The sequence below is a fragment of the Pseudomonas sp. MRSN 12121 genome, assembly GCF_000931465.1.
In the GTDB taxonomy this organism is placed as follows: Bacteria; Pseudomonadota; Gammaproteobacteria; order Pseudomonadales; family Pseudomonadaceae; genus Aquipseudomonas.
Genome location: NZ_CP010892.1, coordinates 4,750,184 through 4,770,320 on the forward strand (window position 1 = coordinate 4,750,184; position 20,137 = coordinate 4,770,320).

Genomic DNA, 20,137 nt, shown 5'->3' on the forward strand with positions numbered 1-20,137 from the left:
CCAGGCCGCGCCGCGCGGCTAAATTCCACGGCGGGCGACTCGTCAAGACAGGACCACCCTTTATCAAGGTCGCCATCATGTCCTCTGCCATTTCCCTGGCCGCCCTGCTGGCCAACAATCCCCTGGCACACGGCTTGCGCAAACTGGTCGGCGCCGGCAGCCAGGCACCGCGCGCCTATCGCCTGATCAATGTCGAGCTCAAGCAACGGATCGACCTCAGCCCGTGCCTGGCGCGCCTGGTGTTCGGCGGCGAAGACGTCGCCCATGTGCGCACCCTGGCGCCGGACCAGCGCATCAAGCTGCTGTTTCCCGCCGCCGACGGCTGCCCGCCGGACCTGCCGCGCATCGGTGACTGGCACGCCGCCCGGCGCAAGCTGCCGGCAGCGCAACAGCCGCCGATGCGCACCTACACCATCCGCGCCCTGCGCGCCGAGCCGGCGGAACTGGACGTGGACTTCGTGCTGCACGGGGTCAGCGGCCCGGCATCGCGCTGGGCGACCCACGCCAAGGTCGGCGACCGCCTGCAAATGGCCGTGCCGAACAAGGCGTTCAGCGGCGACCCCGGCGGCTACGAATGGCAACCGCCGGCCGGCATCCGCAAGGTGCTGCTGATCGGCGACGAAACCGCGCTACCGGCCATCGCCGGGATTCTCGAGGACCTGATGGAGTACCCGGTGCCGCCCGACGTCCAGGCCTTTATCGAGGTGCCCCACGAAAGCGATTGCCTGGCCCTGCGGCACAACCACCAGACCCGCCTGAGCTGGCTGCCCCGGGATGTGCTCGGCGCCGCGCATGGCGAGGCGCTGATGCACGCCGCGCGGGAGCTGGCCGAGCTGCCCGCGCCGAGCAGGCCGCCGCGCCGGCCCAAGCCCCGGGAACAGGCCGACGACCTGCGCCCCTGGGATTCGGCCACCCCGTCGGACAACGGCTTCTATGCCTGGATCGCCGGCGAGTCGGGCACGGTGATGAAGATCCGCCGGCACCTGATCGACGAACGCGGCCTGGAACGTCGCAACCTGGCGCTGATGGGCTACTGGCGCCAGGGCCGCTCGCTGGAATGAGCGGCCTGGAATGACCGGCGCGGCACACGCCAGCCCCGGAGCCTGGCGCCTGCTCAGCCGGTCAGCGCCTCGCGCAGCGCCTGCCGGCGCATATGCGGCTCCAGGTAGCCCTTGAGCAGGCGCAGCACTTTCGGCTCGTGCTCATGGATGAAGAAGTGCCCGCCGGACAGCATGTCCACCGAGAAACTACCGCTGGTTTCCCGACGCCAGGCCATCAGTTGCTCGCTGCTGGCCCGATCTTCCCGGCCGCCCAGCACATGCACCGGGCACTTGAGCGGGGCGCGTTGCTGCGGGCGGAAACTGCCGCATAGCAGGAAGTCGGCGCGCAGCACCGGCAGCGTCAGGCTCATCAGCTCGCGGTTGGCCAGTACCTCTTCGCTGGTGCCATTGAGGGTGCGCAGTTGCTCGATCAGCTGGGCATCGCTTTTCGGCTCGGCGAGGTCGCGGTCGTACTCGTGGCGCATGCTCGGCGCCGCGGTGCCCGAGGCGAACAGCGCCACCGGCTCCGGGCCGCCCAACTGGCGCAGGGCATGGGCCAGCTCGCAGGCCAGCAAGGCGCCCAGGCTATGGCCGAACAAGGCGTAGGGCGCCTGGGTGTGTGCCAGATGCTCCCTGGCCAGTTGCCGGGCCAGCGGCGCCAGGTCGGTCTGCAAGGCTTCGCCGAAACGCGCGCCGCGCCCCGGCAGTTCCACCGGCTGCAACTTCAGCCAGTCGGGCAACTTGCGCCGCCAGCGGCTGTAGACCATGGCGCTGGCTCCGGAATACGGCAGGCACAGCAGCGTCAGCTGGGTCACGGTGTTCCCCTCGAAAAAATGATGGCAAGGAGTGAACGTGCCGCCGCGCCAGCAAATTAGTCCCGGTCCGCCGTCAACCTCCGCCGTCAACCTGTAGGAGCGAAGCTTGCTCGCGATGATCGTTAACGATGACGCGTATCGACCGGGTCTACGCGGCGTCCTCAAGTTCATCGCGGGCAAGCCTCGCTCCTACAGTCGATCGTCGGCGTGTGCCCCATCGGCGTCAGGTGGTCGACCGCTCGCGAGGGCCTGTGCCGCAGGCCTCAGGCCGCCGCCGGCTGCCGGCGCGTCAGCCGGCGCCCGCTCTGCACCGCCGCGCCCAGCACCACCGCGCCGGCCGCCAGCGCCACCCAGAAACCGCTGCGCGCGCCGAAGGCATCCACCAGCCAGCCGGAACTCGCGGCGCCGATGGCCACGCCGATGCTCAGCCCGGTGATCAACCAGGTCAGGCCCTCGGTGAGCTTGGCCGGCGGCACGATGTTCTCCACCAGGGCCATAGCCACGATCAGGGTCGGGGCGAAGAACAGCCCGGCCACGAACACCGCCAGGGACAGGCCGAAGATATTGCTCGCCAGCAGCAGCGGCAGCGTGGTCACGGCGGTGGCGATGCCGCCGTACATGAACAGCCGCGGCAGCGGCACATCCAGCTTCAGGGCCCCGAAGGCGATGCCCGCCAGGCAGGAACCGATGGCGTACACCGACAGCACGATACTCGCCGCCGCAGGCTGCCCCTGCTGCTGGGCGAAGGCCACGCTGACCACGTCCACCACGCCGACGATCACGCCCAGGGCGATCATCAGCAGCACCAGCAGTTGCAGCTCCAGCGAACGGATGATCGACGCCTTGTGCCGCTCTTCATGGGGGTGCACCGGCGGCTCGGTCGAGCGCTGCGCCACCAGGGCGGTGACGCCGATCGCCAGCAGCACCAGCGCCACCAGCGGACCGGCCTCGGGGAACACCGCCACGCACAGCCCCACCGACAGCGGCGGGCCGACGATGAAGCACACCTCGTCGAGCACCGACTCCAGGGCGTAGGCGGTCTGCAACCGCGGCTGGCCCCGGTACAGCTCGGTCCAGCGGGCGCGGACCATCGCCGACATGCTCGGCATGCAACCGGCCAGGGCGGCGAACAGGAACAGCGTCCAGTGCGGCGCCTGCAAGCGCGTGCACAGCAGCAGGGCCAGCAGCGCCCCGCCGCCCACGCCGGCGGCGATCGGCAACACCCGGCCCTGGCCGAAGCGGTCGACCATGCGCGACACCTGGGGCGCGCAGAACGCGGTGGCCAGGGCGAAGGTGGCCGCCACCGAACCGGCCAGCGCATAGCCGCCCTTGAGTTGCGAGAGCATGGTGATCAGGCCGATGCCGGTCATGGAAATCGGCATCCGCGCAATCATCCCCGCCGTCACGAAAGCGCGGCTGCCGGGGGCGTCGAACAGTTCGCGGTAAGGGTTCGCCATTGTCTGTACACCTGTGCTGGGGGCAGTAACTTGCCAGAAATGCACCGCGCGGCAAAAATACATACGGTGCGTATGTGAAAATCATGAAAACATACGCCGCGTATGTCAAACCATTTATCAGCTGTGTGAGTGCCCGCCATGAGCCCGCGTCAACGCGCCGAGATGATCGAAGAAACCCGCAGCAAACTCATCGCCAGCGCCCGCCGGGCCTTCGGCAGCCTGGGTTATGCCAATACCTCGATGGACGATCTGACCGCCGAGGCGGGGCTGACCCGGGGCGCCTTGTACCACCATTTCGGCGACAAGAAGGGCTTGCTGGCGGCGGTGGTCGAACAGCTCGACGCGGAAATGGACCAGCGCCTGGAGGCGATCTCGCGCGGCACCGACGACCTCTGGGGCGCCTTTGTCCAACGTTGCCGGACCTACCTGGAAATGGCCCAGCAGGCCGAGATCCAGCGGGTCATGCTGCAGGACGCGCCGGCCGTGCTGGGCGACCTGTTCGAGGCCAGCGAAGAACGCTGCGTGCACTCCTTGAGTGGCCTGCTCGACGAGCTGATCCAGGCCGGGCTGGTGGTCCCCGCCCCCAGCGAAGCCCTGGCGCGCCTGATCAACGGCAGCCTGCTCGACGCCTCGCTGTGGATCGCCCGGGACGAACATCCGGGGCAGCGCCTGCACCAGGCGCTGGCCGGGCTGGACGTGCTGCTGCAAGGCTTGCGCGTGCGCTGAAGGCGCGTCCACCACGGGGCGATGCGCCGTCGCCGAGCGGCGCCATCGTAATTGCGATGAACTCCTGCGGGTGCCCGCCGGTCAGCTGATCAGGCTCTCCGGTCGAGGTACCCGCATGCAGATCACCCTGAACCAGCAAGTCGCCCTGGTCACCGGCGCCAGTTCCGGCATCGGTGCCGCGGCGGCCACCGCCCTGGCCGCGGCCGGGGCCTCGGTGGTACTCAACTACCATCGCCAGGCCGCGCCCGCCGAGAAACTCGCCGCCGATATCAACGCCTGCGGCGGCCGGGCCATCGCCGTGGGCGCCGACATTTCCCGGGAAGACGAGGTCCAGCGCCTGTTCGACAAGGCGCTGGAAGCCTTCGGCGTCCTCGACATCCTGGTGGCCAACTCGGGCCTGCAAAAAGACGCCCCGGTGGTGGACATGACCCTGGACGACTGGAACCGGGTGATCGGCGTCAACCTCACCGGCCAGTTCCTCTGCGCCCGCGCCGCCCTGCGGATTTTCCAGCGCCAGGGGATCCGCACCGGGGTGTCGCGCGCCGCCGGCAAGATCATCCACATGAGTTCGGTGCACCAGCACATTCCCTGGGCCGGGCACGTCAATTACGCGGCGTCCAAGGGCGGCGTGGAGATGCTGATGCGCAGCCTGGCCCAGGAAGTCAGCCACCAGCGGATCCGGGTCAACGCCATCGCCCCCGGCGCCATCGCCACCCCCATCAATCGCCGCGCCACCGAGGGCTCGGCCGGCGCCCGGCTGCTCGAACTGATCCCCTACGGGCGCCTCGGCGACGTCAAGGACGTGGCCAACGCCGTGGTCTGGCTGGCCAGCGACGCCTCCGACTACGTGCTGGGCAGCACCCTGGTGATCGACGGCGGCATGAGCCTGTATCCGGAGTTTCGCGACAATGGCTGACACTGAACGACAAGCCTCGATCGATGCCCACGGCATCATTGGCGACCTGCGCACCGCGGCGCTGGTCAACGACAAGGGCAGCGTGGATTTCTTCTGCTGGCCGGAGTTCGACAGCCCCTCGCTGTTCTGCTCGCTGCTCGACACCCCGGACGCCGGGATCTTCCAGCTCGCGCCGGACCTGCCCGACGCGCGCCGCGAACAGATCTACCTGCCGGACAGCAATGTCCTGCAGACCCGCTGGCTCAGCGCGCGCGCGGTGGTGGAAATCACCGACCTGCTGGCCATCGGCGACAGCGACGACGACCTGCCGCTGCTGATCCGCCGGGTGCGGGTGGTCAGCGGCCGCGCCACGCTGCGCCTGCGCTGCGCGGTGCGCCATGACTACGCCCGCGCCACCACCCGCGCGCGGCTCGACGGCGCGACCGTGTGCTTCGAGGCCGAACGCCAGCCGAGCCTGCGCCTGGTCGGCAGCCAAGCGCTGCGCATCGAGCGCGACGCCGCGGTGGCCGAGTTCGAGCTGGAGCAGGAGCAGAGCGCCGAATTCAGGCTCGGCGACCTCGACGACCCGCGCCTGCCTGCCGATGGCGAACTGTACCTGGCGCGTACGCTGAAGTTCTGGCGCGACTGGATCGGCCAGTCCAACTACCGCGGCCGCTGGCGCGAGATGGTCAACCGTTCGGCCCTGGCGCTGAAGCTGCTGACCTCGCGCAAGCACGGGGCGATCCTTGCCGCCGCCACCTTCGGCCTGCCGGAAACCCCGGGCGGCGAACGCAATTGGGATTATCGCTACACCTGGATCCGCGACGCCTCGTTCACCGTCTACGCCTTCATGCGCCTGGGCTTCGTCGAGGAGGCCAACGCCTACATGCGCTGGCTGCGCGGGCGGGTCAGCGACTGCTGCGACCAGCCGACCAAGCTCAACATCCTGTACGCCATCGACGGCCGCCAGGAGCTACCGGAAACCCTGCTGAAACACTTCTCGGGACACGGCGGGGCGACGCCCGTGCGGATCGGCAACCAGGCGTTCGAGCAGGTCCAGCTGGACATCTTCGGCGAACTGCTGGACGCGGTGTACCTGGTCAACAAATACGGCGAGGCGATCTCCCACGAAGGCTGGCAACACGCGGTCGACGTGGTGGACCAGGTCTGCGCCAGCTGGGACGGCAAGGACGTGGGCATTTGGGAGATGCGCGGCGAGGAGCATCACTTCCTGCATTCGCGGCTGATGTGCTGGGTGGCCCTGGACCGCGCCATCCGCCTCGCCTCGAAGCGCTCGCTGCCGGCGCCCTTCGCTCGCTGGGACCAGACCCGCCAGGCGATCCATGACGATATCTGGAGCAACTTCTGGGACGAGGAGCGCGGGCATTTCGTGCAGTACAAGGGCGGCACCGCGCTGGACGGCTCGATGCTGCTGATGCCGCTGGTGCGCTTCGTCGGCGCCCGCGATCCGCGCTGGCTGGCGACCCTGGAGGCGATCGAGAAAACCCTGGTGCGCGACGGCATGGTCTACCGCTACCGCAACGAAGACAGCGGCATCGACGGCCTGGCCGGCACCGAAGGCGCGTTCGTCGCCTGCTCGTTCTGGTACGTCGAATGCCTGGCCCGCGCCGGCCAGCTGGACAAGGCCCACCTGGAGTTCGAGCAGTTGCTGCGCTACGCCAACCCGCTGGGGCTGTACGCCGAAGAGTTCGACAGCCACGCCCGCCACCTGGGTAACACGCCCCAGGCGCTGAGCCACCTGGCGCTGATCAGCGCCGCCTGCTTCCTCGACCGGCGGCTCAGCGGCGAGAAGATCTTCTGGCAGCCCTGACCGCCCGCCCCCACCGCCCGCAGGAGCGAGGCTTGCCCGCGATGAACGATGACGCGGTACATCCGGCGTTACGCGTCGTCCCTATCGCGGGCAAGCCTCGCTCCTACGCAAGAAGGCCGTGGCTGTTGGCATCGATACAGGCTAACGCGCTTTGTGTAGCCGCTGCCGAGCCCTGGCGAGGCTGCGATCGAGGCCGCAGGACTCGCCAGGCGCACAACGCGTTTCTCCAGGTCCTTCGCGGCGGCAGGCTTGGCGGCCCTACGGGCCGATCGCAGCCTCGCTGGCGCTCGGCAGCGGCTACAGGGGCGGCGTGGCGTATCAACGAGAAGGGTTCGCAGCACCGGGGCTTTGCAGGCAGAATGGACCGCCCGGCCCGCTCAAGGACTGCCATGCGCCAGGTGCTGCTGATCATCGACGTGCAACCCTCGTTCAACCCGCCGGCCTGGCTGCTGGACGGCATCAACGCCCTGCTCGGCCAACTGCCGTCGGTGGCCACCGTCGAACGCCACGACGAAAGCCACACGCCCTTCGCCCGCCAGCTCGGCTGGCAACCCGCGCCGGACGACGACAGCCTGGTCGCCGCCGACCGCGTCTTCATCAAGCACGGCTACACCCTCACCGCGCCCACCCTCGCCTACCTGCACAGCCTGGCCCCGGACCGGGTGCTGGTCTGCGGCATCCAGACCGACACCTGCGTGCTCGCCGCCGGCTTCGCCCTGTTCGACGCCGGCCTGCAACCGACCCTGATCACCGACCTGACGGTAGGCTCGTCGCTGGACCGCAGCGGCGAACTGGGCGTGCGCTTGTGGCGGCATCATTTCAAGCACCTGACCACCCGCGCCGAGCTCTTGGGCTCCTAGCTCTTTTTAACCTGGCTGGAACGAACCAGCCCGCGACCGAGCGTTCGGCTGCCCAACGACAATCGCAGCCAGGCCATCCTATTGATACCATTGGTTTTCCTGGCGACACCCCACCTCGGCCATCCACCCTCCGACGCAGCGCCAGGCCCATACCTGTAATTTCGCAACAGTTTTCCAATCCCCACTCCCATGTCCACAAGGAATCAGGCATGAGCTACTTCGTACATATCTCGTTCGATCTCAAGAATGCCAAGGCTTCGCCTCACGGCACCTATGCCTACAAGCTGATAGGCAAGGCCCTGGAAAAAATCGACTACGCGAAGGTGGTCAAAGGCAAGCGCAAGAAAACCGCGACCAAGCTGACCGCCAACACCTTCATCGCCGAGTTCGAGAAGACGAACGCCCACCAGACCGATATCACCAAATTCGTCACCAAAGAGCTGCGCAAAATCTTCAAGACCTATCAAGTCGAAGGGAAATACTTCATTTCCACCGGCACCCAGTGGGCCTGGAAGATCGGCAAGTTCAGCAAGAAGAAATAGCCTGCAAGCCGGGACTGGCCAGGCGCGTGGATTGAGCTAAGGTTCTGGCTTTCCTTGTCACTGGATCCGCCATGAGCCGCCCTCTCCCTGTCCAGTTCCTCCACACCCCCCGCCTGCACCTCGCCTACGAACACCACGGCCCCGAGAGCGGTGAGCCGGTGATCCTGCTGCATGGTTTTCCCTACGACCCGCGCAGTTATGACGAGATCGTTCCCGAGCTGGCGGCGCGCGGTTATCGGGTGATAGTGCCTTACCTGCGCGGCTACGGCCCGACGCGCTTCGCCGGGCCGCAGGTCATGCGTTCCGGGCAGCAGGCGGCGCTGGCCCAGGACCTGTTGGACCTGATGGACGGCCTGAACCTGCCCCGGGCCGCCCTCGCCGGCTTCGACTGGGGCGGGCGCGCCGCCTGCATCGTCGCGGCGCTGTGGCCGGAGCGGGTGCGCTGCCTGGTGAGCGCCGACGGCTACAACATCCAGGACATCGCCCGCTCGACGCAGCCTCTGCCGCCCGAGGCCGAGCACCGCTACTGGTACCAGTACTACTTCCACACTCAGCGCGGGGTGGACGGCCTGAGCACCAACCGCCGCGAACTGTGCGAGCTGCTGTGGCGGCTCTGGTCGCCGACCTGGGCGCGCGGCGCGGCGCTGTATCCGTTGAGCGCGCCGTCGTTCGACAACCCGGACTTCGTCGAGGTGGTGATCCATTCCTACCGCCACCGCTTCATGTACGCCCCGGGCGATCCCGGCCTGGAAGCCATCGAGCAGGCGCTGGCGCAACAGCCGCCGATCGGCGTGCCGAGCATTTCCCTGTGCGGCGCCGACGACGGGGTCGGCCCGGCGAGCGAAGAGGACGAGGACATCGGCCTGTTCACCGGCCCCTACCAACGCCGCGTGCTGCCCGGGGTCGGCCACAACGTGCCGCAGGAGGCGCCGCTGGCTACCTTGCAAGCGTTACTGGAACTGCTGGAAGGCTGACCCGCCCTCCGACGAAAAGCGCTCTCGATACGCCTGCGGCGTCACCCCCACGCCGCGCAGGAAGCTGCGGCGCAGGGTTTCTTCGCTGCCGAAACCGCACTGCATGGCAATGCGCTTGATCGCCAGGCCGCTCTCGCCGAGCAGGCGCCGGGCGCTTTCGACGCGGATCCGTTCGATGGCCCGGGCCGGGGTCTGGCCGGTGTCGGCGCGGTAATGGCGCACGAAGCTGCGCTCGCTCATGCCGGCCTGTTCGGCCAGGGTCGGGATGCTCAGGTCGCGGCCGAGGTTTTCGGCGATCCAGGCATGCAGGTCGTCGAAGCGCCCGCCCTGTTTCTGCAGGGCCAGGGTGGCGCTGAATTGCGCTTGGCCGCCCGGACGCTTGAGGAACACCACCAGGTGCCGGGCCACTTCCAGGGCCAGGGCGTGCCCCAGGTCCGCTTCCACCAGCGCCAGGGCCAGGTCGATCCCGGCGGTGACGCCGGCCGAGGTCCAGACCGGGCCTTCGTTGATGAAGATCGGATCGGCCTCCACCCGCAAGCGCGGGTATTGCCGCGCCAGTTGCTCGCAGCGGGTCCAGTGGGTCACCACCCGGCGCCCGTCGAGCCAGCCGCTGGCGGCCAGCAGGAAAGCCCCGGTGCACACCGAGGCGACCCGCCGCGCCTGCGCGGCCTGTTGGCGGACCCAGGCCACCAGCGCCGGGTCTTCGGCCGCGGCATACACACCCCAGCCGCCGGCGACGATCAGCGTGTCGCAGGCGCTGTCCGGCTCCGGCAAGGGCGCGGCCAGCAGCGTCAGCCCGGCCGAGGTCAGCACCGTCCCGTCGCCCGCGGCGATCACGCTGGCCGCATAGGGCTGCGGCAGGCCCTTGTGCCGCGCCAGGTCGTTGGCCGAGGCGAACACCTGCAGGGGGCCCGTGACGTCCAGCACCTGGGCGTTGGCAAATGTCAGGACACGAATGGTTTTCGGGCTGGACATGATTGGCGTAATTCGTGGGCAGGTTGGCGAATACGCCAAAGCCTAGGGCGCTAGAGTCCAATCGTCCAGCGCGAAGACTGGATACCCTCGACAAGCCCAGGAGCTTCCCCATGACGCTGCAGATCGGTTTCCTGTTGTTCCCCAACGTCCAGCAACTCGACCTCACGGGCCCCTACGACGTGCTCGCTTCGCTGCCGGATGTGCAGGTGCACCTGGTGTGGAAAGAACGCGGCCCGATCGTCGCCAGTACCGGGCTGGTGTTGCAGGCGACCACCCGCTTCGCCGACTGCCCGGCGCTGGATGTGATCTGCGTGCCCGGGGGCGCGGGGGTCGGCGCGCTGATGGAGGATCGTCAGACCCTCGATTTCATCCGCCACCAGGCGGCGCAGGCGCGCTATGTCACCTCGGTGTGCACCGGCTCGCTGGTCCTCGGCGCCGCCGGGCTGCTGCGCGGCAAGCGCGCCACCACCCACTGGGCCTACCATCATTTGCTGGAGCCCCTGGGGGCGATTGCGGTGCAGGAACGTGTGGTGCGCGACGGCAACCTGCTGAGCGGCGGCGGGATCACCGCGGGGATCGACTTTGCCCTGGTCCTGGCCGCCGAGCTGTTCGACGAGGCCACAGCGCAACGGGTCCAACTGCAACTGGAGTACGCCCCGGCTCCGCCTTTCGCGGCGGGGAGCCCACAGACGGCGCCCGCATCGGTGGTGGCGGAAGCCCGGCGGCTCGCGGCGAATTCCCTCCGGCAGCGCGGCGAGATCGTCGAACGGGTCGTGCAGGGCTGGCAACAGGATTGAAACGGCGCCTGTAGCAACAGGCGGTAGAACAACAGATGCGGACCGGAGCAACCTTATCGGCCAGCTGAGCCCCGGCCGCATCTTCACAGGACCGGCGTCAGGCCGGGACTGCGTTCTCGCAGGCCTGGCGGAGGTGGTCGATCACCTGCTGCACGGTCTGCAAGCCATCGGCCTGGTCATCGGGGATGGTGAGGTCGAACTCGGTCTCCAGGGCCGACACCAGTTCCACCCGGGCCAGCGAATCGGCGCCCAGGTCCTCGACGAACGCATCCTGGTTGCGGATGCTCGCCAGAGCGACGCCCAGTTCGGTCGCCACCACTTCTTTCACACGCTGTTCTAGCGTTTCCATAGTCATTCCCTTGCGATTGGATATACGACGAAACAGTGGCCGGGTACGCCGGCCACCAGGTTTTGGCGTCAGCCGGGGCGATCTCAGACCGCCGTCAGGTGCATGAAGCCACCGGAGAAGCGCCCGCTCTCCGGAACGAAGCACAGCACGCGCTGGCCCTTGTGCAGGCGGCCGGATTCCAGCAGTTCGTGGACCATGATGTAGATCGACGCCGCGCCGGTGTTACCGCGCTGGGACAGGTTGGTGTACCAGCGCTCCTGGGGAATCGGCATTTCGTTGCTTTCCAGGCACTCGGCGATCGGCTTGCGGAAGTACTCCGAGGACATGTGTGGCAGGAACCAGTCGACGGCTTCGGGCGACAAGTTGTGCTTGACCATCACCTCCCGCAGCGGCCGGCCCAGGGTGTACTTCACCACATTCTCGTTGAGCAGGCGCACGTCCTGCTTGATCGCGAAGATCGAGCGCGCGGCCCAGTCTTCCGGGGTCAGGAGTTTCCAGCCGGTGAGGCTTTCGTCCTCGGCCTTTTCCGCGCCGGCGTACATGCAGGTCGGCAATTCGTTGGCGTAGGAGAAGGTGTCGATCCAGTCGATACGCAGCGACAGGCCGCCCGCGCGTGGCTGGTTCTCGATCAGGAAGGCGCCGGCGCCGTCGGACAGCATCCAGCGCAGGAAGTCTTTCTCGAAGGCAATTTCCGGACGGGCCGCCAGTTGCGCCACCAGTGCCTCGTTTTCCGCGGTGAAATTGCGCGCATGCAGCACCGGCGACAGCACCTCGGACGCCGTGGCCACGGCGTTGCTGGTGGTCCCCGAGAGGACCGACAGGTAGGCGTATTTCAGCGCGGTGAGGCCGGCCAGGCAGATGCCGGCGGCGGACACCACTTCGCAGGGCTTGTTGCCCAGCTCGCCGTGCACCATCACGCCATGGTTGGGCATCAACTGGTCTGGCAGGGTGGTGCCGGTGGACAGGCATTGCATGTTGTCCAGGGCAAAACCGTCGCCCACCAGGCCCTTGATCGCCTCGGCGGTGATCTGTGCGTTAGTGAAGCGAGGAACACCGGTTTGCGGGTCCAGCACATAGTAGCGTTGCTTGATTCCGTTATTACGCAACACGACTTGCCGAGACCGCGAAGGTCGCCCGCCCACATACCCGAGAATACTTTCCATGGTTTCGTTATCCACTGCCTCTCCCGGCATGAAAGTGGATGTTTTCGTAATATAGGCAAAGGCTTCGCTCATGATAAATCTACTCCTCGTTTTCAATGGTTAGTTGCGCACCGGACGGTTGTTCGTAATAACGCTGCAAGGCGTCCAGGCGCGCACGGATAAACGGTTGAAGCAAACGGCGTAACACCAGGGAAATAGGCAGAACCGTCAAGATGACCAGTAATAGATAAACGATGAACAAGCACAGCAAGAGTCGCCGCAACCATTGTCCATGTTTGCCGAAACGGCAGATAAGTCCCGACCAGAACCTGAAGCCTCGATAAGCCGCACGCTCGCTGAGTATCAATCCGGGGTTGACGGGCGCCGCCCCCAGCCCAGCCAGCATCGGCCCTTCGGCTTTCTCTTTGTTGGCATACAGGGCGGCATTCAATGCCCGCCCGAACCGTGCGGCGCCCTGCACATCCTCGGCGCTGACCCCGGCCGGGGGCAGGCCCATGAAAGATGCGCGGCTGCCGGTGAACATCCAGCGCGGCGTGGTGATCAGGGTGGCGAAGGTGTTGGCGCGGTCGGTCAGCACCACGTTGTCGCGCAGCGTCGCGCCGGCCTCGTCCAGCAGGCGCTTGACCACCTCCTGGGCCATCAGCCACATGTTGCGGCAGGCGATCACCGTGACCACCGGGCGCCCGGCCAGCAAGCGCTTGCCCTCCTCGCTCTGGAGAAACGCGGTGATCAGCGGCGATGGCGACAGGTACCAGACCTGATACGCCAGGATCACCAGGTCGAAGGGCCCCGGATGGTCGGTGTGCACCGGCTCGATGGCCGGCGGACGCAACTGCACGGTCTCGGGAAACACGTCGAAGAACTTGCCCACCGGCCACGGGAACGGATAGGCGACGCGGGGCTTGAGCACCACTTCATGGACCTGGATTTCCTGCGCCGAACGCGGGGGCGCGACCAGGCTCTCGACCACCTCGCTCAACTGACCGCTTTGCGAATAACGAACCACCAGAACATGTTTCATAAATACGGGGACCTTTTGCTTTACAACCACAAAGGCACGCCAGAGATCATTGACGATGAACTTCGGCATGGATGTCGGTTTTTATATTTGCGGGCACGATAAAAAGCGCGCACTGCCTTGTTGCAAGTCGAACGTAAAAACAAAAGAGGATGAACGACGAAATGGCAATCGCCGGAACAACGACCTGATAATCAATCGAAACCGGAAAACGCCCCCGCTTTTCATTACAGTTTCATTACATCCTTGCTGGACAATAAAGAACCGTTAATGGGAAGGGACGCGTCTTCTGGCTGAAACTCTATCTGCAACAGGGCGCTTGTAAACCTACCAACTCTGGTAGGGATTTGTGCTCTATCCAGAAGCCGGCTTACATGCTCTTATCGGAACTTTTTTTGCAGGTGGGAAACTTCATTCGGTACTGGCTAATGGCCCTTATCCAACTAATTACCATTACACTCGACATACTATCCTGATGGCATCGTGGCGCCCGCACTTTCGACGAGGGCATAGCCAGCCGACACTTTTTCACGGGCGAAAAAAAACCCGCCGAAGCGGGTTTTTTTCAAGACCATTCACGACTCCCTGTCGCTGCAATCCTTGCAATGGTCGGTCTTCCATGACCCTGAGCGCATCCTGCGCTGCAGTGGGTAGGTGAAGATTAAGCCTGTCGCGTAATCGGCAACAGTCGAGATAGCTGGCAGCGCGTGTAAGCCTTTTGCCATAGACCGACTTCCGTAGACCCTTAGGTCACGCGACGCCCTGGCCCGCGCCTTCCAGGGCATGAATGGCCAACTCCGCCACTTGCAGTTCGTGCTCCGCGCTGCTGACGTCGCCGTCCTCCAGGAACCACGCGGCGGACAACCCGGTATAGGCCAACACCCATTGCAGCAGGCGCTTGCGCTCCAGCCCCGCGGCATGGGCGATGACGTCGACCTGGCGGGTGAAGCGCCGCGGGTCGCCGCTGGTCGGCAGCTCCGGGTTGCAGATCAGGTTGGCGTAGTCGAAACCGCGCTCGCCCATGACCCGCTTGGGGTCGATCACCAGCCAGCCGCGCTGCTCGAAATCCAGCACATTGTCATGGTGGATATCGCCGTGCAGCACCACCTGTTCCCTGGGGCTCGCCAGCAGTTCATCGGCAGTGGCCAGGCTGCGCCGGAACACCCCGCCCTCGCGTCGGGCGGCCGGGCGCAGGGCCGCGAACCATTGCGGCAAGCCCAGCAACGCCGGCAAGGGCGCCAGGCGTGGCGCATGCAGGCGCGCCAGGCTGGCGCAGACGATCCGGCTGACCTCGTCGTCTTCACCGGCCAGCGCCATCTGCATCAGCGAGCGCTGGCCCATGGCGCGCTCCATCAACAGGGCATCGCCCTGCTGGGCATAGACCCGCGCCGCGCCCTCCCCGTCCCACCAGGCCATCAGGCGGTTGCCGTGTTTTTCCTCGTCGTCGAGGGCGATCTTGAGCATGGCCGGAGCGTCGTTCTCCAGGCGCACGGGCAGCAAGTGGCTGCCGGGGGTGACGATAGGCGCGCCATCGACCCGCAGGTCCCAGCGTTTCAGGTAAGGCTCGAACATCCGTGATGATTTCCGTTATGACTCGACAAAGGCCTGCAACTGGCCCAGCGCATGATCCCACTGCTGGCTGATGACCTCCAGCGAACGCCGGGCCTCCACCAGCCGCGCCGGCTCGAAGGCCCACAGGCGCTCGCGCCCCAGCTTGGCGTCGCGTACCAGGCCGGCCTGCGCCAGCACCCGCAAGTGTTTGGTCACCGCCTGGCGGCTGATGGCGGTGCCCAGGGTCAGCTGGCTGATCGACAGCGCGCCGCCGCCACACAAAATGGCGACGAGCCGTAGACGGGTCTCGTCGCCCAGTGCCGCGAAGATCATCGCCGGGCTGTCCGGCGAGGCCGCCACCGCTAACGGGGCGTTGGCATGGCTGTCAGGGGCCAAGGTAGTTCTCGATATTGCTCATCTGTTCATCCCAGCCGCGGCTGTTCATGCGAAACGCCTTGAGCCGCCGCTCCGGTGGAATGCCGTCGAAGCCCGATTCGACCACCCGCAGCAAGGTGCCGCCGTCCAGGTCTTCGAGTTCGAATTGCACCAGGGTGCTGGGCTCGCTTGAATAATCGACGCCCGGCTCCACCGCGTAAGGGTGCCAGCTGAACGCGAACAGGCGCTCGGGCTCCAGCCGCTCGACCTGGACGTCCCAGACCAGGTGTTCGTAGCCCGGGTAGGTAATCTGCCCGCGGGTGCGTTGCCCGACGACAAAACGCTGGCCCGCCAGCGCCACGCCAAACCAGCTGCCGAAGGCCTCGGCATCGCTCAACGCAGCCCAGACCCGGGAACGCGGGGCCTTGAGCAGGATCTTTCTTTCGATACGATCTGATGAGTTCATGGGTCACCTCCAGTGCTACACCCTAGTTCGCCCTCGCCAAAGCGCAACCTTGAAGTTGCACTTTTCGACAAAGACAGACATGCGGTCATGACAAGCTGACAGAATGCCGGCACCGTGATCCGCTTCAGACCGATCCGTTTTCCATTGCGAGAATCCTGATGAACCCACGCTTGCTGCTGGCCCTGGCGCCCTTTGTTCTCATCGCCCCGGCCCAGGCCGACGACTGCGCCAATGCCACCACCCAGACCACCATGAACCAGTGCGCCGCCAAACAGCACGAGGCGGCGGACAAGGAGTTGAACCGGCTCTACCAGCGCATCACCCAACGCCTGAAGGACAACCCGCAGGGCCAGCGGCTGCTGGTCGACGCCCAGCGCGCCTGGCTGGCCTTCCGGGACACGGAGTGCAAGTTCGCCGCGTCCGGGGTCGCCGGTGGCAGTGTCTATCCGCTGATCTACAGCAACTGCACCACCGACCTGACCAAGGCGCGGGTCGAGGCGTTCAAGACCTATCTCAAGTGCCCGGAAGGCGACCTGAGTTGCCCGGTGCCGGGGAATTGAATCGGCGGTGGTCTTGAGGTTTTTCGCGAGCAAGCTTCGCTCCTACGGGGCGTTCCCCCCCTTCTGTAGGAGCGAAGCTTGCTCGCGATAGCGGTAGCAGCACCTAGCGCACGAACACCTGGGCCGTGGTGATCGCCATGTCGCCGCCCGGCAGCTTGATGGAGCCGATCTGTTTCAGGCTGTCGGCATCGAACACCGCCACGTCGTTGAAGGTCCCCGCCAGGTAGATCTTGCTGCCGGCCCGGTTGAAGGAAATGCAGTAGTAGGAGTGCTCCAGGGTGGCGGCCTGGAGCAGTTTCTTCTGCTTGATGTCGTACTTGGCCAGGCGGTTGAGCACGCCGAACATCAGGTTCGGGTCCTTGGGCGAGCGCATGCCGCTGAAGTAGATTTCCGTCAGCGGGCCGAAGTCGGTGGTTTCGCTCTTGCCGGTCTTCAGGTCGATGCTGAACAGGCCGTACAGGTAGTCGGCGGTGGCCGGATCCTGCTTGTGGTCCTTGAATTTCGCCGTGGTGTAGAGCAACGAGAAATCATGGCGCCAGGTCTGCTGGTTCCACACATAGAGCACGTCCGGCGCACTGTAGTTGGGGCGCTTCCAGTGGCGGCTGGGGATCAGCACCTCGAACTTGCCGGTCTTGACGTCGACCTTGTACACATCCGGCCCGGCCACATACAACGAGCCGTCGTCGCCGCTCTGCATGATGGTCAGTTGCCGCGGCGCCGGGAAGCTGCGCACCGGCCTGGCCTGCAACCCGGCATCGGTGGCGTAGACATCCAGCCGCGGCTGCCGGACCTCATAGCGGTCGTTGAGCATCTGTGTCGGGTTGGCCACCGCGTACAGCTCCTTGCCGTCGTGGCTGACGGTGAAGGCGAACATCGAGCGCGCCTTCTCCCCCGGCTGCTGGGTGATGCTGGCGTGGAACACCTGCTTGCAGCTGTCGAGCTCGACGCCATAGACATCGGCGTAATGGTTGTTCAGCACATAGGCGATCTTGCGGTCCGGTGCCAGTTGCACGGTGCCCGGGCCGAAGGCGTCGGGCATGGTGCAGGTCTTGTACAGCGTGTCGCTGGCCAGGTCGATCACGTGCAGGTTGTTCGGGTAATTGGTGGTGACCATGTATTCATGGCCGGGGTCGAGGGCCTTGCCGGCCGTATCGTCGGCCAGGGCGCCGAGGGAACAGCCCCCCAGAATCACGGAAGCGGCCAGGCCGCAGGCATTGTTGCGAAGCATGCTGGAATCCTTCTGCTGACCGGTTATTTATCTTTGGGGAACACGGTGCCGAGGTTGCGCCAGTTCTCGTTGGAGGCCTGGGCATCCTTGTTCCAGTCGGGGTAGGTGCTCATCATGTCCGGCACCTGGGCCGGCCACCAGCAAGGGTCGGAGCAACCGTAGAGGTCGGCCTCCATCGGCTGGCACAGCGACGACACGCCACCGAAGGCATCGATTTCCCAACCCGGGTCGGTGGTCGAGGCGCAGCCGGCCACGGAACTCATGGCGACCACTTCTTCGATCCGGTTCTCGTCGGCGGCCTGTTGCAGTTTCTGGGCTTTTTCGTTGATCGGCTTGAGATGCTTCATGTCAGTGAGCCTTGCGCGGAGTGATGTAGCGGCTGATGAACGCAGGGTTGTGGGCCATGATCCGGCTGTAGACCTCGATGCCGAAATCCACCCAGTCGCGCATCAGTTCGCAGTAGTGGTACGTCGGGTGCGCCGGGTCGCCGTAGCGCGCGTAGCTCTCGTGGTAGCAGCCACCGGAACACAGGTTGCGGATGCGGCAACTGGCGCAGCCGGTGCCGGTGCGGTCCAGGCGCTGGGACAGGAAGTCGTTGAGCTCCACCTGCTTGACCCCGCCGTCGCGCACGTTGCCGAAGGTCGGCAGCGACGAGCCGGTAAAGCGATGGCACAGGTTCAGCTCGCCCTTGTGGTCCACCGCCAGCATCTTCAATCCGGCGCCGCAGGGCAGGGCCTTCTTGTGGCCTTCGTGGATATCGGTGATCAGCTGGTGCAGGTTGGAGAAGCCGATATTGCGCTGCTCCAGGGCCGCTTCCAGGTAACGCCGGCCCAGGCGCTTCATGCTGGCGAAGACTTCGACCAGCTCGTCGCCGCTGAGGTTGAAACTGCTGATATCCCCCGAGGTCACCGGGGCGAAACCGACCTCGGCGAAACCCAACTCGTTGAACAGGTGGTCCCAGATGGTCTCCACGTCGGTGACGCCGGTGGTCAGGGTCACCCGCGCGCCGACCGGACGGCTGTCGTAGCGCGCCAGCAGCATCTGCGCCTTGCGCCGCACCACGTCATAGGTGCCCTGCCCGCCCACGGTGATGCGGTTGCGGTCGTGCATCGTCTTCGGCCCGTCGATGCTCACCGACAGCCCGAAGCGATGGGCATTGAGGTAGTCCACCACTTCCTCGGTGAGCAGCGTGGCGTTGGTGGTCATGACGAATTCGACCCGCTTGCCCGCCGCGGCGAAACGCTGCTCGCAATAGTCGACCATGCGTTCGATCAGCGGCCGGTTGCTCAGCGGTTCGCCACCGAAGAACACCACGGTGAAGCGCTCTTCGTCGGGGGATTCGCGAAGCAGCATCTCCACCGCGGCGATGGCCGTCTCGACCTCCATCTTCTTGCCGGCCGAAGGCTTGTCCAGGTCCTCCTTGTAGCAGTAGGTGCAACTCAGGTTGCAGCCGGTGTTGACGTTGAGCACCACGGTGTTGATCGCCGTACGCTCGACCCGCTTCAGCGCGATCTCGGGGGTCAGCGGCGAACCGTCGCTGACCAGTTCCAGGGCGATCAGCTCGCGCAGGGTCTGGTGGATGTCCTCGCCGTCGAAACGTGCGCCGAGGCGCCGCACCAGGTCTTCCGGGGTGCAGCCGGGGCCGCGCAAGGTGTCGATGATGGTGCCGGTCAGCTCGTCGCTGGCGAACAGCGAACTGCTGGGGATGTGGAACAGCATGCGGTCGGCATCGACCTGCACTTCGTGCAGGTTGCGTTCGACCAGGTTCAAGATAGCGCCCATGGCAAACCTCCTGTGCCGGCCCCTGTCTGCGGGGGCCTGCGGTCATTCCGGAAAGGGTGTCTCGGATCGCGAGGCGCGCCTTAGGGGATGGGTGGATTGTTCCAGCGTTGCACCGTGACGATCAGGTGGCCCTCGCCGGTCAGGGACGTCCCCGCATCGTCGACGGCGGCGATCACCTTGAGGTTGCCGGCATTGTTGGTGGACATCTTGCGCGCCGGGTTCGGCCCCGCGTCGCCCGGGACGAACACGCCCGCGTCGGCCTGCATCCGGCCGGCGAACTTGACGTCTTCATCTTCCCTGGCGCGGTCGTCGAAGGCCTCGACCTTCCACTGCGCGGGGAACACGCCGATGCGATACGGCTTGCCGTCGGCCCCCTTACCCCAGGCCTCGGCGTCGAAGCGGCCCTGGACCTTGGGCGTCGAACCGCCGCCCTCGCCGATCCGCGCCACCGCGAAGGCCGGCACCACCTTGACCGCGTCGATCTTGCGGTAGACCGACAGGCTCGGGCCCTGCAAGGTGCCGACGCTGACCGTCCGCAGGCCCGGCTCGGCGTTGGCCGCAGCCTTGAGCCTGACCTTGATCCGCTGCGGACTCTGCGAGACGATGATCGCCGTACGCTCGACCCGCTTCAGCGCGATCTCGGGGGTCAGCGGCGAACCGTCGCTGACCAGTTCCAGGGCGATCAGCTCGCGCAGGGTCTGGTGGATGTCCTCGCCGTCGAAACGTGCGCCGA

21 protein-coding genes and 1 pseudogene are annotated in these 20,137 nt (G+C 66.1%); 9 read left to right on the forward strand and 13 right to left on the reverse strand.

Annotation, left to right across the window (positions count from 1 at the left end; genetic code table 11):
* Positions 1-77: 77 nt before the first annotated feature.
* A complete protein-coding gene (locus TO66_RS21470) occupies positions 78-1,061 on the forward strand; it encodes a siderophore-interacting protein (protein ID WP_044464160.1) in 984 nt (327 codons plus the stop codon).
* A 53-nt stretch (positions 1,062-1,114) separates the two neighbouring features.
* Here TO66_RS21470 and TO66_RS21475 read toward each other — a convergent pair whose 3' ends face one another.
* Entirely contained in the window at positions 1,115-1,855 is a 741-nt protein-coding gene (locus tag TO66_RS21475) for a thioesterase II family protein (RefSeq protein ID WP_044464161.1), read from the reverse strand.
* Positions 1,856-2,118: 263 nt separating this feature from the next.
* On the reverse strand, positions 2,119-3,312 hold the full coding sequence (locus TO66_RS21480) for an MFS transporter (protein WP_044464162.1): 1,194 nt from the start codon (positions 3,310-3,312) through the stop codon (positions 2,119-2,121).
* Between the two features lie 138 nt (positions 3,313-3,450).
* On the opposite strand from TO66_RS21480, the gene TO66_RS21485 reads away from it, so the two are divergent.
* The 6 genes from TO66_RS21485 to TO66_RS21510 all read left to right on the forward strand — a co-directional run bounded on the left by TO66_RS21485 (position 3,451) and on the right by TO66_RS21510 (position 9,140).
* Positions 3,451-4,038, forward strand: a complete 588-nt coding sequence (locus TO66_RS21485; RefSeq protein ID WP_044464163.1) for a TetR/AcrR family transcriptional regulator — start codon at positions 3,451-3,453, stop codon at positions 4,036-4,038.
* Between the two features lie 115 nt (positions 4,039-4,153).
* Positions 4,154-4,954 (forward strand): glucose 1-dehydrogenase, encoded by an 801-nt coding sequence (locus TO66_RS21490; RefSeq protein ID WP_044464164.1) that lies wholly within the window; start codon positions 4,154-4,156, stop codon positions 4,952-4,954.
* The gene (locus TO66_RS21495; RefSeq protein ID WP_044464165.1) at positions 4,947-6,764 is read left to right on the forward strand and encodes a glycoside hydrolase family 15 protein; all 1,818 of its coding nucleotides are present in this window, start codon (positions 4,947-4,949) and stop codon (positions 6,762-6,764) included. The genes TO66_RS21490 and TO66_RS21495 overlap by 8 nt, the downstream gene beginning before the upstream one ends.
* Before the next feature lie 389 nt (positions 6,765-7,153).
* Positions 7,154-7,624: a cysteine hydrolase family protein gene (locus TO66_RS21500; RefSeq protein WP_044464166.1), complete on the forward strand. Its 471-nt coding sequence runs from the start codon at positions 7,154-7,156 to the stop codon at positions 7,622-7,624.
* A gap of 209 nt (positions 7,625-7,833) precedes the next feature.
* Positions 7,834-8,166: a hypothetical protein gene (locus TO66_RS21505; RefSeq protein ID WP_044464167.1), complete on the forward strand. Its 333-nt coding sequence runs from the start codon at positions 7,834-7,836 to the stop codon at positions 8,164-8,166.
* Positions 8,167-8,237: 71 nt separating this feature from the next.
* On the forward strand, positions 8,238-9,140 hold the full coding sequence (locus TO66_RS21510; RefSeq protein ID WP_044464168.1) for an alpha/beta fold hydrolase: 903 nt from the start codon (positions 8,238-8,240) through the stop codon (positions 9,138-9,140).
* On the opposite strand, the gene TO66_RS21515 is transcribed toward TO66_RS21510, so the two are convergent.
* On the reverse strand, positions 9,117-10,118 hold the full coding sequence (locus TO66_RS21515; protein ID WP_156162131.1) for a GlxA family transcriptional regulator: 1,002 nt from the start codon (positions 10,116-10,118) through the stop codon (positions 9,117-9,119). The genes TO66_RS21510 and TO66_RS21515 overlap by 24 nt on opposite strands.
* A 107-nt stretch (positions 10,119-10,225) precedes the next feature.
* On the opposite strand from TO66_RS21515, the gene inhA reads away from it, so the two are divergent.
* On the forward strand, positions 10,226-10,912 hold the full coding sequence (inhA, locus tag TO66_RS21520; RefSeq protein ID WP_044464170.1) for an isonitrile hydratase: 687 nt from the start codon (positions 10,226-10,228) through the stop codon (positions 10,910-10,912).
* Positions 10,913-11,009: 97 nt separating this feature from the next.
* Here the strand turns inward: inhA and darC are convergent, their stop codons facing one another.
* From darC to TO66_RS21550, 6 genes are all read right to left on the reverse strand, one after another.
* The gene (gene darC / locus TO66_RS21525; protein ID WP_044464171.1) at positions 11,010-11,261 is read right to left on the reverse strand and encodes a 2-hexyl-5-propylresorcinol biosynthesis acyl carrier protein DarC; all 252 of its coding nucleotides are present in this window, start codon (positions 11,259-11,261) and stop codon (positions 11,010-11,012) included.
* An 83-nt stretch (positions 11,262-11,344) separates the two neighbouring features.
* The gene (gene darB / locus TO66_RS21530) at positions 11,345-12,496 is read right to left on the reverse strand and encodes a beta-ketoacyl synthase DarB (RefSeq protein ID WP_044464172.1); all 1,152 of its coding nucleotides are present in this window, start codon (positions 12,494-12,496) and stop codon (positions 11,345-11,347) included.
* A gap of 7 nt (positions 12,497-12,503) precedes the next feature.
* The gene (gene darA / locus TO66_RS21535; RefSeq protein ID WP_044464173.1) at positions 12,504-13,445 is read right to left on the reverse strand and encodes a 2-hexyl, 5-propylresorcinol biosynthesis aromatase DarA; all 942 of its coding nucleotides are present in this window, start codon (positions 13,443-13,445) and stop codon (positions 12,504-12,506) included.
* Positions 13,446-14,192: 747 nt separating this feature from the next.
* Positions 14,193-15,014, reverse strand: a complete 822-nt coding sequence (locus TO66_RS21540; RefSeq protein WP_044464174.1) for an aminoglycoside phosphotransferase family protein — start codon at positions 15,012-15,014, stop codon at positions 14,193-14,195.
* Positions 15,015-15,029: 15 nt separating this feature from the next.
* Entirely contained in the window at positions 15,030-15,389 is a 360-nt protein-coding gene (locus TO66_RS21545) for a helix-turn-helix transcriptional regulator (RefSeq protein WP_256241012.1), read from the reverse strand.
* Positions 15,379-15,834 (reverse strand): SRPBCC family protein, encoded by a 456-nt coding sequence (locus TO66_RS21550; RefSeq protein ID WP_044464175.1) that lies wholly within the window; start codon positions 15,832-15,834, stop codon positions 15,379-15,381. The genes TO66_RS21545 and TO66_RS21550 overlap by 11 nt, the downstream gene beginning before the upstream one ends.
* Positions 15,835-15,992: 158 nt before the next feature.
* Here TO66_RS21550 and TO66_RS21555 point away from each other — a divergent pair, with 158 nt between their 5' ends.
* Complete coding sequence (locus TO66_RS21555; protein WP_044464176.1) at positions 15,993-16,394, forward strand: lysozyme inhibitor LprI family protein; 402 nt, start codon at positions 15,993-15,995, stop codon at positions 16,392-16,394.
* Positions 16,395-16,497: 103 nt separating this feature from the next.
* On the opposite strand, the gene peaD is transcribed toward TO66_RS21555, so the two are convergent.
* From peaD to TO66_RS34140, 4 genes and pseudogenes are all read right to left on the reverse strand, one after another.
* The gene (peaD, locus tag TO66_RS21560; RefSeq protein ID WP_044464177.1) at positions 16,498-17,622 is read right to left on the reverse strand and encodes a quinohemoprotein amine dehydrogenase subunit beta; all 1,125 of its coding nucleotides are present in this window, start codon (positions 17,620-17,622) and stop codon (positions 16,498-16,500) included.
* Between the two features lie 23 nt (positions 17,623-17,645).
* Entirely contained in the window at positions 17,646-17,969 is a 324-nt protein-coding gene (gene qhpC / locus TO66_RS21565; protein ID WP_044464178.1) for a quinohemoprotein amine dehydrogenase subunit gamma, read from the reverse strand.
* Between the two features lies 1 nt (position 17,970).
* Positions 17,971-19,404, reverse strand: a complete 1,434-nt coding sequence (peaB, locus tag TO66_RS21570; RefSeq protein WP_044464179.1) for a quinohemoprotein amine dehydrogenase maturation protein — start codon at positions 19,402-19,404, stop codon at positions 17,971-17,973.
* Between the two features lie 80 nt (positions 19,405-19,484).
* A pseudogene (locus TO66_RS34140) lies at positions 19,485-20,075 on the reverse strand (quinohemoprotein amine dehydrogenase subunit alpha); the annotation flags it as partial.
* Positions 20,076-20,137 lie beyond the last annotated feature (62 nt).

Excerpts from the sequence above, each read along its gene's own strand:
- TO66_RS21470 (WP_044464160.1), top strand. The coding sequence starts at position 78 with ATGTCCTCTGCCATTTCCCTGGCCGCCCTGCTGGCCAACAATCCCCTG.
- TO66_RS21480 (WP_044464162.1), bottom strand. The coding sequence starts at position 3,312 with ATGGCGAACCCTTACCGCGAACTGTTCGACGCCCCCGGCAGCCGCGCT.
- TO66_RS21485 (WP_044464163.1), top strand. The coding sequence starts at position 3,451 with ATGAGCCCGCGTCAACGCGCCGAGATGATCGAAGAAACCCGCAGCAAA.
- TO66_RS21490 (WP_044464164.1), top strand. The coding sequence starts at position 4,154 with ATGCAGATCACCCTGAACCAGCAAGTCGCCCTGGTCACCGGCGCCAGT.
- TO66_RS21495 (WP_044464165.1), top strand. The coding sequence starts at position 4,947 with ATGGCTGACACTGAACGACAAGCCTCGATCGATGCCCACGGCATCATT.
- TO66_RS21500 (WP_044464166.1), top strand. The coding sequence starts at position 7,154 with ATGCGCCAGGTGCTGCTGATCATCGACGTGCAACCCTCGTTCAACCCG.
- TO66_RS21505 (WP_044464167.1), top strand. The coding sequence starts at position 7,834 with ATGAGCTACTTCGTACATATCTCGTTCGATCTCAAGAATGCCAAGGCT.
- TO66_RS21510 (WP_044464168.1), top strand. The coding sequence starts at position 8,238 with ATGAGCCGCCCTCTCCCTGTCCAGTTCCTCCACACCCCCCGCCTGCAC.
- inhA (WP_044464170.1), top strand. The coding sequence starts at position 10,226 with ATGACGCTGCAGATCGGTTTCCTGTTGTTCCCCAACGTCCAGCAACTC.
- darC (WP_044464171.1), bottom strand. The coding sequence starts at position 11,261 with ATGGAAACGCTAGAACAGCGTGTGAAAGAAGTGGTGGCGACCGAACTG.
- darB (WP_044464172.1), bottom strand. The coding sequence starts at position 12,496 with ATGAGCGAAGCCTTTGCCTATATTACGAAAACATCCACTTTCATGCCG.
- darA (WP_044464173.1), bottom strand. The coding sequence starts at position 13,445 with ATGAAACATGTTCTGGTGGTTCGTTATTCGCAAAGCGGTCAGTTGAGC.
- TO66_RS21540 (WP_044464174.1), bottom strand. The coding sequence starts at position 15,014 with ATGTTCGAGCCTTACCTGAAACGCTGGGACCTGCGGGTCGATGGCGCG.
- TO66_RS21550 (WP_044464175.1), bottom strand. The coding sequence starts at position 15,834 with ATGAACTCATCAGATCGTATCGAAAGAAAGATCCTGCTCAAGGCCCCG.
- TO66_RS21555 (WP_044464176.1), top strand. The coding sequence starts at position 15,993 with ATGAACCCACGCTTGCTGCTGGCCCTGGCGCCCTTTGTTCTCATCGCC.
- peaD (WP_044464177.1), bottom strand. The coding sequence starts at position 17,622 with ATGCTTCGCAACAATGCCTGCGGCCTGGCCGCTTCCGTGATTCTGGGG.
- qhpC (WP_044464178.1), bottom strand. The coding sequence starts at position 17,969 with ATGAAGCATCTCAAGCCGATCAACGAAAAAGCCCAGAAACTGCAACAG.
- peaB (WP_044464179.1), bottom strand. The coding sequence starts at position 19,404 with ATGGGCGCTATCTTGAACCTGGTCGAACGCAACCTGCACGAAGTGCAG.